Source organism: Micromonospora vinacea, from assembly GCF_015751785.1.
Taxonomy (GTDB): Bacteria; Actinomycetota; Actinomycetes; order Mycobacteriales; family Micromonosporaceae; genus Micromonospora; species Micromonospora vinacea.
In genome coordinates this window covers 5803389-5818052 of the sequence record NZ_JADOTY010000001.1, presented here as the reverse complement: position 1 = coordinate 5818052, position 14664 = coordinate 5803389, and the positions used below count along the sequence as shown (strand labels likewise).

The 14664-nt window shown below is 73.0% G+C and carries 11 protein-coding genes; 9 read left to right on the top strand and 2 right to left on the bottom strand.

Translation table 11 applies throughout. The features are described from left to right. Positions 1-10 precede the first annotated feature (10 nt). From IW249_RS27345 to IW249_RS27325, 5 genes are all read left to right on the top strand, one after another. Entirely contained in the window at positions 11-556 is a 546-nt protein-coding gene (locus IW249_RS27345) for a DinB family protein (RefSeq protein WP_196923380.1), read from the top strand. 89 nt (positions 557-645) lie between these two features. Beyond that, complete coding sequence (locus tag IW249_RS34855) at positions 646-1458, top strand: TetR/AcrR family transcriptional regulator (RefSeq protein WP_196923379.1); 813 nt, start codon at positions 646-648, stop codon at positions 1456-1458. A 61-nt stretch (positions 1459-1519) separates the two neighbouring features. After that, positions 1520-1927, top strand: a complete 408-nt coding sequence (locus IW249_RS27335; protein WP_307788723.1) for a GNAT family N-acetyltransferase — start codon at positions 1520-1522, stop codon at positions 1925-1927. A gap of 102 nt (positions 1928-2029) precedes the next feature. Next, positions 2030-4720, top strand: coding sequence for an Hsp70 family protein (locus IW249_RS27330; protein ID WP_196923377.1), 2691 nt, complete (start codon positions 2030-2032; stop codon positions 4718-4720). Between the two features lie 37 nt (positions 4721-4757). After that, on the top strand, positions 4758-5330 hold the full coding sequence (locus IW249_RS27325) for a nucleosidase (RefSeq protein WP_196923376.1): 573 nt from the start codon (positions 4758-4760) through the stop codon (positions 5328-5330). A gap of 9 nt (positions 5331-5339) precedes the next feature. Here the strand turns inward: IW249_RS27325 and IW249_RS27320 are convergent, their stop codons facing one another. Beyond that, positions 5340-6524, bottom strand: a complete 1185-nt coding sequence (locus IW249_RS27320; protein WP_196923375.1) for a low temperature requirement protein A — start codon at positions 6522-6524, stop codon at positions 5340-5342. A gap of 144 nt (positions 6525-6668) precedes the next feature. Further along, the gene (locus IW249_RS27315) at positions 6669-7850 is read right to left on the bottom strand and encodes a low temperature requirement protein A (RefSeq protein ID WP_196923374.1); all 1182 of its coding nucleotides are present in this window, start codon (positions 7848-7850) and stop codon (positions 6669-6671) included. 172 nt (positions 7851-8022) lie between these two features. On the opposite strand from IW249_RS27315, the gene IW249_RS27310 reads away from it, so the two are divergent. The 4 genes from IW249_RS27310 to IW249_RS27295 all read left to right on the top strand — a co-directional run bounded on the left by IW249_RS27310 (position 8023) and on the right by IW249_RS27295 (position 14627). Then, entirely contained in the window at positions 8023-8886 is an 864-nt protein-coding gene (locus IW249_RS27310; RefSeq protein WP_196923373.1) for a S1 family peptidase, read from the top strand. Between the two features lie 94 nt (positions 8887-8980). Further along, the gene (locus IW249_RS27305) at positions 8981-10006 is read left to right on the top strand and encodes a sugar kinase (RefSeq protein ID WP_196923372.1); all 1026 of its coding nucleotides are present in this window, start codon (positions 8981-8983) and stop codon (positions 10004-10006) included. A gap of 67 nt (positions 10007-10073) precedes the next feature. After that, positions 10074-10682 carry a bifunctional 4-hydroxy-2-oxoglutarate aldolase/2-dehydro-3-deoxy-phosphogluconate aldolase gene (locus IW249_RS27300; RefSeq protein ID WP_196923371.1) on the top strand — a complete coding sequence of 203 codons (609 nt, stop codon included), beginning with the start codon at positions 10074-10076 and terminating at the stop codon, positions 10680-10682. 231 nt (positions 10683-10913) lie between these two features. Further along, positions 10914-14627, top strand: a complete 3714-nt coding sequence (locus IW249_RS27295; protein WP_196923370.1) for a S8 family serine peptidase — start codon at positions 10914-10916, stop codon at positions 14625-14627. Positions 14628-14664: the final 37 nt, after the last annotated feature.

Genomic DNA, 14664 nt, shown 5'->3' with positions numbered 1-14664 from the left:
GAATCATCGAATGTCCGTACCGCCCCTCCTGCGCTGGCAGTTCGACCTGACGTGGTCGCTGTTCGAGTACCACCTTGAGCGACTCGATCCCGCCGACTTCCTCTGGGAGCCGGCCACCCACTGCTGGTCGGTGCGGCAGGGCGCGGACGGCACCTGGACCCCGGACTGGGCCGACACCGAACCCGACCCGGTCCCGGTGCCGACGATCGCCTGGCTCACCTGGCACGTCGGCTGGTGGTGGACCGTGGCAATGGACCACCTCCGGGGCGAACCAGCTCGGCAACGCACTGCCGTTGCCTGGCCGGGGGCGGGCGAGCCGAGTGTCGCCTGGCTGCGTGACCTGTGCACCGAATGGCTGGGCCTTCTCGACCAGCTCGGCGACCGCGACCTCGACCGCGCCGCGACGTTCCCCTGGCCGGACGGGACCGACCACACCGTCACGCACACGATCGGTTGGGTCAACGCCGAGCTGATGAAGAACGTCGCGGAGATCGGTCAGCTCCGGCTACTCCGCGCCGCACAGACCGACCGGGACACCCCGGCTGCTCGTCTCTAGCCCCACGTCGAGGAGGCGACGACTGCCGCCGACGGGACGACGTGCAGTACTTTCGCCACACGGAGTGCCGTGACGGAGCTGGAGGCGCCGTGCTCGATGTCCGGTGTGTCGAGTGCGACGCGGAGCTGCCCGTCGGTGCCGCCCGGGGGCGCCCGCGCCGCTACTGCTCCCGGCGCTGCCAGGCCCGCGCGTACCGCAGGCGTCGCGAGCACGGCCCCACCAGCACCCCGCGTCGGCTACCGGACCTGCCCACGCCGACCGGCGGCGACCCGCGCCACCGATTGGTCACCCTCGCGGTCGAGCTGGCGGACGCCGGCGGCCTGGACGCCGTCTCCATGCGGGTCCTCGCCCAACGCTCCGGCATGCCCGCCCACGCCCTGTACCGGCACGTCCGGAACCGGGCTGACCTTCTCGCCGCGATGGCCGAGCAGATCACCGCCACCCGCCCGCCGGGCACCGCGTCACCGCCGGGTGATCCGCGCCAACGGCTCGAACGGCTGGCCGGGGACGAGTGGGCGATGTACCGCCGCCACCCCTGGCTGCTGGCCGTCCTCGCCACGGACCGGCCGCCGACCGGGCCGGCGGTACTCGCCATGGTCGACCGGGTGGTGGCGGCGTTCACCAGCGCCGGATACGACCCGGCCGAGGCGTTCCGCGCCTACCTGGCACTCAGCGGCTACGTCCAGGGCATGGCCCTGCTCATCCCGCGTGACCCCGCCGACACCACCTACCACGCCTGGTGGTCGGCGACCCGCACCCGGCTGGAGCGGACCGGCCGTACCCGGGAACGACAGTGGCTGGCCGCCGCCGGGCAGACCAGACCCGACACCGCCCTGGACACCTGGTTCCAGTTCGGCCTGCGCGGGCTGCTCGACGGCCTGTTACGCGGCCCCGCTGGGTAGGGTGGCCGGCGTGCCGCTACTGGTGAAAGTCACTCAAGACAATGTGGAGGCCGCGTGCCGGGTGAGCGTGCGGCCCGACCAGGAGAAGTTCTCGTCTCCGGTAGCCTGGTCCCTCGCCGAGGCGTACGTGCAGCCCGATATCGCGTGGCCGCGTCTGATCGTCGAGGATGACGAGATCGTCGGCTTCCTGATGGGCTTCTTCGACATCGTGTGGGATCCGGCCCAGCCGCACGACAGGCGCTCGGGGCTGTGGCGGCTGAACATCGCCGCCGAGCACCAGGGCCGGGGGTACGGCCGCTTCGCCGTGCAGGCCGTCCGCGACGAGGCCCGCCGACGGGGGCACGACCGCGTCTACACGACGTGGAAGCCGGGGCCGGACGGCCCGGAGCGGTTCTACCTGAAGCTCGGCTTCCAGCTGACCGGGGAGACCAGCGAGGACGAGGTGGTGGGCGTCCACTCCACCCACTGAACGGGCGTCACCGACCACCCCGGACCGAGTGATCAGCAGTGCGGCGGGGCCTGCGTACGATGCGGGGTCGAGTTCCCCTCGTCGCGGCGGAGGTATCGGTCAATGGCAGGCCAGCACGAGGGTTTCGCTCTCGGCGTCGACCTCGGTACGTCCAACACAGTCGCGGTGCTGCGCTGGCCGGACGGGCGGACCCGTCCGCTGCTGATGGACGGTCAACCCCTCAGTCCGTCCGCCGTCTACGCCGACCCGGACGGCACCCTGCACACCGGTTGGGACGCCCGACGGTTGGCGCAGGCCGATCCGGCCCGGTTCGAGGCGAACCCGAAGCGTCGGGTGGACGAGCCGACAGTGCGGCTCGGCGACCGTGCGTACCCGCCGGCCGACCTGCTCGCCGCGGTGCTGGCGGCGGTCGGTCGGGCGGCGGTGGGCGCTGTGGGTTTCCTGCCCCCGGCCGTGGTCACCTGCCCGGCCGCCTGGGACGCGACGCGGCGGCAGGTCCTCGCCGACGCGCTGCTGCGGGCGGGCTGGCCGCAGGCGGCCGAGCACACCCTCGCCGGGCCGACACCGCCCGGCACCCGGCTGCTGCGGGAGCCGGTGGCCGCCGCCCGCTACTACACGCAGGTGCTGCACCGTCCGGTGCCGGTCGGCGGGGCGATCGCGGTGTTCGACTTCGGTGGCGGAACGCTCGACGTCGCCGTGCTGCGCAACGAGGGCGCGGACCCCTGGGGTGACTCCGGCTTCAGCGTGGTCGCCGACGGTGGCCTGCCCGACCTGGGCGGCCTGGACCTCGACGCCGCGCTGGTGCGGCGGGTCGGCGAGTTGGTCGGTGAGCGGCACGCCGCGCAGTGGGCCCGGCTCACAGGGCCGGCGGATCCGGCGCAGCGCCGCGACCAGGTCCGGCTCTGGGACGAGGTACGAGGCGCGAAGGAGACCCTGTCCCGGTCTTCGACCGCCCCGGTCGCGGTGCCGGGGGTGGCCGAGACGATCCAGCTGACCCGGGCGGACGTCGAACGGGTGGCCACGCCGCTGCTGAGCCGGGCCGTGCAGCGGGCCCGGGAGGTGATCGCCGCCGCCGGCCTCAGCCCCGATCAACTCGCCGGGCTGTTCCTCGTGGGAGGGTCGTCACGGATCCCGCTGGTGGCCCGCATGCTGCACGCCGAACTGGGGATCGCGCCGACGGTGCTCGACCAGCCGGAGTTGCCGGTGGCCGAGGGCGCCCTGACCGACCTTCCGCTGCGGAAGGCGCTGCCCGCCCCGGCGTACGCGGGAGCGCCGCTCGCACCACCCGCGCCGGCTCCGGTGAGCCCGCCCGCCCCGGCCGGAGCGCCCGCGCCGGTCGTACCGTCGCAGCCCTGGCCGGGGGCGACCCCGCCGGCGGGCCCGCCGCCCGGGCCGGGACTGGCCGGCGCCACCCCGACCCCGCCGGGCGGCGCGACCCGCTGGCGGCGGGCGCGCTGGGTGGTGCTCGGCGCGGTGCTGGCCCTGGCCGGGGTGGCCACCGCGGCGACGCTCTACCTGACCCGGGACCGCTACCCGGATCTGAAGTTCGACTCGCTGCACGAGCTGTCCCGGCCGTCGGCCGGCGCCGAGCGGCCGGTCGACATGTGGACGGCGGTGCTCGACGACCGGGCCTACCTCGCTTTCCCGCTGCCGGACGACCGGTTGGAGGTGGTGGCCGTCGACGCGGGCGACGGCCGCGAGGTGTGGCGCAAGCAGACCGATGTGCGCGCCGACGACTGGGAGGCGATCATCGCCGTCCCCGGGGCGGTCGCGGTCCTCGCCGACGCGCCCGGCGACAGCACCCCCCGACCGCTGGCCGTCCTCGACGGTCGTACCGGCGAGCAGCGCTGGCAGCGCGTACTGCGTGGTGACGACGACGTCTACTTCGCCGACGACACGGCGGTGCTGGTGGACCGGGCCGCTGACGAACTGGTCGGCCTGCGCCTGACCAACGGTTCGGCGAAGTGGACCGAGCCCAACCCCCGCGGCCAGTACTCCGGTGGCCGTACCGTGGTCCGGCCGGTCGGCACCGACGCGGCGGCGGGCGGGCCGGCCTTCCTCGACGGCACGCCCCGCAACCCGTGGACGAGCAAGGGGCGGCGACTCGTCCAGGTGGGTGCGGACCGGTCGGTGCGGCTGCTCGACATGGCCTCCGGCGCGGTGCTGCGCCAGTGGGGCAGCGTTGCCGACCTCGACGACCTGGTGGTCGCCCACGAGGACCGCCTGTACGTGGCCGCCAACGAGGGTGGTTACCAGTTGCTCGCGTACGACCTGGGTTCCGACGCCGAGCCGGTGGTGCTGCACCGGTCCGGGAACGACGCGTACCGCCCGAAAGAGCTGGTGGCCTGCGGGGAGCGGCGGGCCTGCCTGTTGCAGGTGCCGGACAATGACGTCGCCCGCACCGAGGTGGTGGCGGCCACCGAGGGCGAGCGCATGATCAGCTGGGCGGCGCCGGGCGTGACCGGCCTGGTTGCCCTGGGTGAGCAGGTGCTCGCCCAGCGGGAGTTCCCGGATCCGACCGTCACGGTCTTCGACGCCGCCGGCAAGCCGGTGCTGCGGGACCGGGGCGGGGTGGCGGTCCGCCTCGACGCGGGCAACCTGCTGGTCTTCGCCAAGGCGCCCAGCGTGGTCGCTGACAACCGGGTGCTGGCCGGCGTGTGGGCCGAGTCCGGGGAGGTCGACGAGTTGGGTGAGCTGAAGGACGTGCGTAGCTCGTCCTGCTCCTGGAACACCCACATGATCGCCTGTGGCGCGGAGAAGGACTTCGTGCTGTACCGCTTCACCGACGACTGACGTCGACGGCCCATCGGTCGGCTCGTACGATGCTCCGGTGAATCTTCGAGGTACGGTCCGCGCCGATCGTCCGTTGGTGGTTCTTGCGGTGGGGGAGGAGGCCCGCTACCTGCCGCCCGAGCTGCCGGTCCTGCTCACCGGCATGGGCAAGGTGAACGCCGCCAGCGCGGTGGCCGCGGTGCTGGCCGCCGGGCCGCGTCCCACCCTGCTGCTCAACCTGGGCACGGCTGGCGCGTTGCGCCCCGGGTGGGCCGGCATCCACGAGGTCGCCACAGTGCTCCAGCACGACCTGGACACCGACCTGCTGCGCACGCTCACCGGCGAGACCTACGGGGCGCCGCTGTCGCTGGCCGCCGAGGGCGCGGTGCTGGCCACCGGTGACACCTTCGTGGCCGACGACGCGGAGCGGGACCGGTTGGCGCAGCGGGCCGACCTGGTCGACATGGAGGGGTACGCGGTGGCCTGGGCCGCCGCGCAGGCCGGCGTGCCGTGCCGGCTGGTCAAGCAGGTCAGCGACGAGGCGGGGGACGGCGCGGCCCGGACCTGGCAGGAGTCGGTGGACGCGTGCGCCCGGGACCTCGCCGAGTGGGCCGCTCGACACTTCGGCTGAGCGTCGGGGTCAGTCGTCGGATTGCCGCATCCGCAGGCCCGGTGTGGTCTCCCGGGCCGCTCCGGGAATCACGATGTGCGCCGCCAGCGTGAGCGCCACGACTGCGGTGACCAGCAGCGGCGGCCAGCGGCCAGCCCACGGCAGCGTCAGCAGCGGCAGGGGGAGGCAGAGCATTCGCCGCCACGGCACGAGCATGGACACCAGCACTGTGAACAGGGCGCGGCCGATCACGAACAGCGCCGGGCCGCCCAGGATCAGTAAGAGCCACGCCACCGGTGTGGTGCCGGTCGGCCGGGTCACGACCAGGTCGAACGAGGCCGCCGTGGCGACCACCCCGGCCAGCATCACCAGATGGGTGTACGGAGCCACCCGCGCCGGCCGGCCCGACTTCGGCCCGGCCCCAGCCTCCAGCAGCTCGCCGGCCCGGAAGACGTAGACCTGCCAGAGCAGCAACATGATGGCGAACGCGCAGAACAGCGCGGCGACCCGGAGCCCGGCCAGCGGGCCCCGGCTGACCTGCAAAGTGGGCACCAGGATGATGTCGCCGAGGGCCAGGATGATGAACTGCTGGTACCGCTCGCCCAGATGCGCGGTGGTCCGCTCGTACTGCTCGAAGGGCACCCGGCCCAGCCAGGGCGTGGGGTAGCGGGCCGCCGCGGAGAGCAGGTCGATCGCGATGGCGATGGTCCAGAGGGTCCAGTTCACCGTGCCGGACACCGCGCCGGTGATCCAGAAGATGCCGGACACCACGAACCAGAAGAAGAACCGGGTGGCCCGGACCATGGCCGCCCGATGTCGCTGCCGGTACAAGGTCGTGACCAGGATGATGCCGCGGATCACGTGCGTGCCGACGTAGGAGATCGCGAAGACCATCGCGTGCCCGTCGGAGACCATCGGCAGCGATGCCGCCATCCCGACCGAGCCGACCATGGCCGCCATGAGGATGGTCTGGATGGGGCGCTGCTGCGGGTCGTAGAACTCGGTGGTGGTGGAGGTGACCGACCAGGTCCACCAGATCGCGGTCAGCATCAGCAGGACCATCGCGGCGCCGGACCAGTTGTGGCGTTGCGCGAGCAGGGTCGAGGTCAGCGCGAGCGAAGCCACGAAGACCACGTCGAAGAGCAACTCCAGCAGCGTGGCCCGGGTCGAACCGTCCGGCCGGCGTACCAGCGCCGCGGTGCCTCCGGTGGTCATGCCCGGCCTCCCGCCGTGTCTCCGAGGATTATCGGCGGCGCCAGCGCGGCCCGTCCCCGGATCGGCGATTCCCGCCCGTCGGGCAAGGGCGGCCGTAGATTGCCACGGCGAGCGCCGGTCGACACTCTGGCTGAGCGTGGCGGGTCAGTCGGCGGGTTGCCGCAGCTGCAGGCCCGGCGTGGTCTCCCGGGCTGCTCCGGGAAACAGGATGTGACCGGCCAACCCGAGCGCAACGATCGTGGCTACCAGCACCGGCGGCCAACCACCGGCCCACGGCAGCACCAGCAGTGGTAGGAGCTGCCAGGCAACTCGCCGCCACGGCAGGACCCACGACACCGCCATGGTGAAGAGGACGCGGCCGACCACGAACAGCGTGGGGCCGATGATGATCAGGACGAGCCACGGTACCGGCGTCGTTCCGGTCGGCCTGGTGACGACCAGGTCGAAGGCGGCGGCGGTGCAGGCCACGCCGGCCAGCAGGACCAGATGGGTGAACGGGGCCAGTCGCGTGGCCCGGCTCCCGTGGGACCCGGCCGCCACCAACAACTCGCCGGCGCGGAAGACGTAGATCTGCCAGAGCAGCAGCATGGTGGCAAAGGCGCAGAGCAGGGAGGCGAGCCGGAGGTGGTCGAGGTGGCCCCGGCTGACCTGCAGCGTCGGCAACAGGATGATGTCGCCGAGGGCCAGGATGATGAACTGTTGGTACCGCTCGCCCAGGTGCTCGGTGGTCCGCCCGTACTGCGCGAGCGGCACCCGGCCCAGCCGGGGTGTGGGGTAGCGGGTCGCCCCGCCGACCAGGTCGATCGTTATGGCGATCGTCCAGAGCCCCCAGTTCGGGGTTTCCGACAGCGCGCCGAGGACCCAGAAGACGCCGGACACCGTGAACCAGGAGAGAAACCGGGTGGCCCGCTCCCTGGCCGTCCGGTGCCCCTGCCGGTGCAGGGCGGTGACCAGGATGATGCAGCGAATCACGTGGTTGCCGACGTACGAGATCACGAAGAGCAGCAGGTGCCCGATGCTGACCATCGGCAGCGATGCCGCCATCGCCACCGACCCGACCATGGCGATCATCAGGATGGCCTGGATCGGGCGTTGCTGCGGATCGTAGAACTCGGTAGTGGTCGTGGTGACCGACCACGTCCACCAGACGGCGGTCAGCATCAGCAGCAGCTTGGCGCCGCCGGACCAGGAAAGCTCTTCGGACAACAGTTTCGATGTCAGTGCGAGTGCGGCCACGAAGACCACGTCGAAGAGCAACTCCAGCAGTGTTGCCCGGGTCGACTGGTCCAGCCGGCGTACCAGCGCCGCATTCCCTTTGGTGGTCATGCCTGGCCTCCCGCCGCGTCTCCCGGGGAATTATCGGCGGCCCTGACACGGGCCGTCCCCGGATCGGCGATTCCCGCCGGTCGGGGAAGGGGACGACCGGAGGTTGCCACGGCGTCGGACGCCGGGCGATGCTTGTCCGCATCCATAAATCTCAATCTCTTCGGAGGTTCGGATGCGCCGCTCCCCGCTGGCCGCCCTCGTCCTGACCATCCTGCTGCTCGTCGCGCCCGGCGCGGCGCAGGCCGCCGTCCCCGACCGGGCCGCCGCGCCCGCCGCCGACACGGCGGCCACGCTGACCGGGGTACGCACCCCGGGCACCGCCTGGGGACTCGACCCCGCCACCGGCCGGATGACCCTCACCGTCGACGACACCGTGGCCCCCAGCGAGCTGGCCGCACTGCGGGCGGTGACCGACCGGGCCGGCGTGCTGCTGCGCCGCGAACCCGGAACGTTGCGCCCCCTGATCGCCGGCGGACAGGGCATCTACGGCGGCGGTGGCGCGCGCTGCTCGCTCGGCGCGAACGCGCGCAGCGGCAGCACCTACTACGTGATCACCGCCGGGCACTGCACCGCCGCCGCCACCACCTGGTACACCGACAGCGCCCAGACCACCGTGCTCGGCACCCGCACCGCCACCAGCTACCCCACGAACGACTACGGGCTGATCCGCTACACCGGGCGGATCGCCCACCCGAGCGCTGTCTACACCTATCCCGGCCTGCTGACCATCAACGGCCCCGGCAACGCGTACATCGGTCAGGCCGTGTGCCGCAGCGGCAGCACCACCGGGGTGCGCTGCGGCACCGTCACCGGTCTCAACCAGACCGTCAACTACGCCACCGGCGTGATCTACGGCCTGATCCGCACCAACATCTGCGCCGAGCCGGGGGACAGTGGCGGCCCGCTCTACGTGGCCTCCACCGGCACCATCCTCGGCATCCTCTCCGGCGGCACCGGTAACTGCACCGCCGGCGGCACCACCTACTACCAGCCGATCGCGGAGGTGCTGGCCGCGTACGGGCTGACGTTGCCCTGAGCGTGGAGGTGTGACGTACGACGGGTTGCCCGTCCCGCGCGGGACACCTAGGCTCGGCGACGCCCAGGACCCCCGCCGCGAGGACGTGTGCCCGATGCCGACCGACTCCCGACCGGACCAGGCGAGCGTCCCGGCCGGCCTTCCATCGGTCGAGGTGGCCACGGTGGGGGAGACGATGGTGGTGCTCTGCCCCGCGCCGGGTGAGCCGTTGGAGCACGCCGAGCGGGTCGCCGTGTCGGTCGGTGGCGCCGAGTCCAACGTGGCCGGTTACCTGGCCCGTCTGGGGCACCGGACGAGCTGGGTGAGCCGGGTCGGCGACGACCCCTTCGGTCGGGCCGTCATCCGACACGTCGCCGCCGCCGGCGTCCGCGTCGACCAGGTGTGCGTGGACCCGACCGCCCCCACCGGCCTGTACGTCAAGGACCCCGGCCCGGAGGGGACCGCCGTGCACTACTACCGGGCCGGGTCGGCGGCCGCCCGGATGGACCCCGCCACGCTGGCCGACCCGGCGCTGGCCGGTGCCCGGGTGCTGCACCTGTCCGGAATCACCCCGGCGCTGTCCGCCTCCTGCCGCGCGCTGGTCGAGCACGCGGTGACCGACCGGCCGCTGGTGGGGTCGCTGGTCAGTTTCGACGTCAACCACCGGGCCCGGCTGTGGTCCGCCGAGCAGGCCGCGCCGGTGCTGCGCGACCTCGCCAACCGCTGCGACCTCGTCTTCGTCGGGCAGGACGAGGCGGAGACCCTCTGGGGCACCACCGACCCGACGGCCGTACGCGAGCTGTTGCCCGACCCGGAGACGGTGGTGGTCAAGGACGGCGCGGTGGGCGCCACCGCGCTGGTCCGCGACGCCGAACCGGTCTTCGTGCCCGCGCCCCGGGTGACGGTGGTGGAGCCGGTCGGCGCCGGAGACGCCTTCGCCGCCGGCTACCTGGCCGGGCTGCTGCGCGACCTCGACCCAACGCGGCGGTTGCGCCTCGGTCACCTCGTCGCGGCCCAGGCGTTGACCAGCAGCGGCGACAACGCCCCGGTCCCGCCGTGGGCCTGGTTCGAGAAACTCGTCGACGCCCCCGCCGACGCCTGGTCCCCGCTGGACCTGACCGACCTGGCGGCGACGACCTGAGTCGGGCCGCCGGGTGGCGACCCGACCAGCAGCAACAGTCCCACCGCGACCTCGGATGGAGTGCACCATGACCACACCGGACTTCGACCACATCTTCGGCGGCGCCCGGGTGATGGCGATCCTGCGCGGCCTGCCGGTCGCCGAGACCGTTCGGCTCGCCGAGCGTGCCTGGGATCTCGGCATCGACGTGGTGGAGGTTCCGGTGGCCACCGCCGACGCGGTGCCGGCGCTGCGGGCCGCCGTCGAGGCGGGGGCCGAGCGCGACCGGATCGTCGGTGCCGGCACCGTGCTCGACGTCGAACAGGTCGCCGCGGCGGCCGACGCGGGCGCCCGGTTCACCGTCGCGCCCGGCCTGGACCTCGCGGTCGCCGACGCCGCCGCCGCGCGTGGCCTGCCGCACCTGCCCGGCGTGGCCACCCCCACCGAGGCCCAGCAGGCGTTGCGGCACGGCCTCACCTGGCTCAAGGCGTTCCCCGCGATCTCCCTCGGCCCGGCCTGGTTCAAGGCCGTGGCCGGCCCGCTGCCGCAGTTGCGCTTCGTCGCCACCGGCGGCCTCGACGCGGGCAACGCGGGCGCGTTCCTGCAAGCGGGCGTACGCGTGGTGGCCGTCGGCTCCGCCCTCTCCGACCCCACCCAACTCGACGCCCTCGCCAAGCTGACCCGCTCCTCCCTCTAGCCGCCGAAGCCCCCCAGCCGCGATCTTGCGCTTTCTGTCCCGACGAAGGTCGCGAATCGGGGCACATCGGTGACCGTAAGTGCAAGATCGACGCGGGTGGTGGGACGCAACGTCGGGCACGCGTGGCGGGGTTGCGCCATGGCGTAAACGCGTCGGGGTGCGGGGCGCGGTTGGGGTGGGCTTTACGTCGATGCTGTGGTGCGTACCACTTCTCGACACAAAGAGGTCATCGTGACTCTGTCTCACCGGCGCCGCCGAACCGGGCTGATCGCCCTCGGCGCCGCCCTCACCCTGGCGGCCGGGTTCACCCCACCCGGCGCGGGAGCGGCCGCCGCCCCGCCGAACAATCCCGACCGCCCGGCGGGCCAACCCCCGGCCGCCGCCGGACGCGCGTCCACCGTCACCCTGATCACCGGTGACACGGTCACTGTCACCACTGCGGCGGACGGCAGCACGGTGTCGACAGTGCGCCGGCCGGATGGCAGCACCCCGAGCTTCCACCGCACCGTGCGCGACGGCGACACCTACGTCTACCCGGACGCGGCCCTGTCGTATGTGACCAGCGGGGTGCTGGACCGGCAACTGTTCAACGTCACCGACCTCATCGCCGACGGCTACGACGACGCGCACACCGACGCGCTTCCGCTGATCGTGACGATGACCGACGCGGCGGCTCGCAACCGCACCCGTCCCGCGGTGGACGGCGCCGAACTGGTCCGACAGTTGGACAGCGTGCAGGGCGCGGCGCTGACCCGCCAGCGCACCGCCGCCGACCGGTTCTGGACCGCGCTCACCGCCGGTTCGACCCGGCGTACGGGTGCCGCCCCGACCCTGGCCAACGGCATCGCGAAGGTCTGGCTGGACGGCCGGGTGCACGCGGACCTGGCCGAGTCCACCGCGCAGATCGGCGCGCCGAAGCTGTGGGCCGAGGGCAACACCGCCAGCGGTGTCGACGTCGCGGTGCTCGACTCCGGTGCGGACGCCGAACACCCGGACCTCGTCGGCCAGATCGCCGAGTCCAGCAGCTTCGTGCCCGAGGAGCCCGACATCCTCGACTACAAGGGCCACGGCACGCACGTCGCCTCGACGATCGCCGGCACCGGCGCCGCGTCCGGTGGCGCCGAGCGGGGAGTTGCCCCCGGCGCCCGGCTGCACATCGGCAAGGTGCTCAACAGCGAGGGCAGCGGACAGAACTCGTGGATCATCGCCGGCATGGAGTGGGCGGCCCGCGAGCAGAAGGCCCGGGTGGTCAGCATGAGCCTGGGCGGTGAGGCCACCGACGGCAGCGACCCGATGAGCCAGGCGGTCGAGCGACTCAGCGCCGAGACCGGCGCCCTCTTCGTGATCGCCGCCGGCAACAGTGGCCCGGCCAGCATCGGCAGCCCGGGTGCCGCCAACTCCGCGCTCACCGTGGGCGCCGTCGACAACACCGACCACCTCGCCGACTTCTCCAGCCAGGGGCCGCGTGCCGGCGACGGCGGGCTCAAGCCCGAGATCACCGCCCCGGGCGTGGACATCCTGGCGGCCCGCTCCCACTTCGTGCGGGGCGGCTCCGGTGACTACACGCTGATGAGCGGCACCTCGATGGCCACCCCGCACGTGGCTGGCACGGCCGCGCTGGTCGCCGCCGCGCACCCGGACTGGACCGGTCAGCGGATCAAGGAAGCGCTGGTCAGCACGGTCAAGGCCACCCCCGAGTACACCCCGTACCAGGCGGGTGCCGGCCGGGTCGACGCGGTCGCCGCCGCGCACGCCACCGTCTTCGCCACCCCGAGCGCCTACTCCGGCTTCCAGGCGTGGCCGCAGCAGCCGGGCACGACCGTCGACCGTACGGTCACCTACACCAACGTCGGCAGCACGCCGGTGGCGCTGAAGTTGGCCCTCGACGCGGCCACCGCGCCGGCCGGCCTGTTCGCGCTCTCCGCCGACCGGGTCACCGTCCCGGCGGGTGGCACCGCCACCGTGACGGTGACCGCCGCGTACGACAAACTGCCGGTGGAGAAGCAGGTCAGCGGCATGATCGTCGCCACCGACGACGCCGGTGCGGTGCGCGGCCGCACCCTGATCGGCGCCGGCAAGGAGGGTCAGCGGCAGAACCTGACGCTGGTCGCCAAGGACCGGGACGGCAAGCCGCTCGTCGGCAAGGTCATCCTCACCACCGACACCCTGTTCACCGCGGTGGACCTGCCCGAGAGCGGCACCGCCACGCTGCGGCTGCCGGTGGCGAGCTGGAACGGTTGGATCTCCGCGGACGTGCGCGGCGCCCACGGGCCGCACTCCAAGGGCATGGCGATGCTCAGCTTCACCGACGTGAACCTGGACCGCGACCGCACCGTCACACTGGACGCGCGGGCCGCCCGACAGGTGCAGGCCCGGGTGCCGCAGGAGGCCACCGCCAGCGCGTTGCGGATGGACATCCACCGGTCCACCAAGAACGGTCTCACCGAGAGTCAGGTGCTGCCCGACGACTCGTACGACAGCATGTGGGCGTTGCCGACGAGCCGTCCGGTGACCGACGGCGAGTTCGAGTTCGGCGCCCGGTGGCGGCTGGAGCAGCCGGCCCTGACCGTCTCCGCGGGCGGACACTCGTACGACGATCTGCTGGTGAAGCGGGCGACCCCGGCGTTGCCGGCCGGTCGTCGCCAACTGGACGCGGTCTACGTCGCCGACGCGTCGGCGGCGGGGCTGGCCAAGCGGCCGGTCCGGGACCGGGCCGTGGTGGTGCGGCGCAGTGACAGCGTGGACATCGCCACCCAGGCGCAGGCCGCCGCGGCGGCCGGGGCGAAGCTGCTGCTCGTGGTGAACGACGGCGTCGGTCGGCTCCAGCCGTGGGACGAGGCGGCGTGGAGCCCGGAGAGCCCGGCCCCGGTGACGGTGGCGACCCTCGGCGCCGACGAGGGTGGGCAGCTCATCGCCGCGCTGGAGCGCGGCGCGGTGCGGCTCACCGTCGAGTCGCACCCGGAGACCAGCTACCTGTACGACGTGGCGCACCACTGGACCGGCACGGTGCCGGCCGACCCCACCTACCGGCCCACGAAGCGGCAGTTGGCCCGGGTCGACGTGGAGTTCCGCAACTACCGGCAGGGCAAGGCGCTGGAGTTCCGCACCGACGTCTGGCGCGGCTGGGCGTCGAGCAACCAGGAGCCGGCCCCGGCCCAGGGCCGGCGCACCGACTGGGTGAGCGCCGACCAGCGGTGGATCGACGACGCGTTCATCGCCGGCGAGACCGGGCAGCACCTGATGGCGGTGACCACGTACCCGGCCGGCAAGCCGAGCGCCGTCACCTGGTTCGGGCCGATCCAGCGACCCCGGATGGGCGGCAACTACGTGCCGGTTCGGTACCTGGACACCGTCTACCTGCCCGCGCCCGGCTGGGGCGACGGGGGCGGCCACATCGGTGAGGCGTACGCGAACTACGACATGGTCAACCGGACCACCCTCTACCAGGGTGACCGGGAGCTGGACTGGGGTAACGCCGAGTACCTCCAGGTCTCCGGGCTGGCGTCTCAGCGTCTGCCGTACCGGCTGGTGGTGGAGAACGACCGGGCCGCCTGGACCAACCCGTACTCCCGGCAGACCCGCACCGAGTGGGGCTTCCACTCGGCGGTCACCGGGGAGGAGTCGACCGAGGTGCTGCCGATGATCCAGCTGGACTACCAGGTGGCCATCGACTCCGCCGGCACGGCGTCGCGGCGGGCACCGCTGACAGTTGTCGCCTCCCACCTGCCCGACGTCACCGGCACGATCGGCGCGGTGAGCGTCGAGGTGTCCTACGACGACGGGGCGACCTGGCAGAAGCAGCGGCTGACCCGGCACGGCGACGGCTGGCGTACCTCGTTGGCCGCACCCGCGAAGGCCAGCTTCGTGAGCCTGCGCACCACCGCGCGGGACACCGCCGGCAACACCGTGAGTCAGCACATCACCAGGGCGTTCGGCCTGCGCTGACGCCGCTGTGCCCGGCCGCCGCTCGGGGTGCCTCACG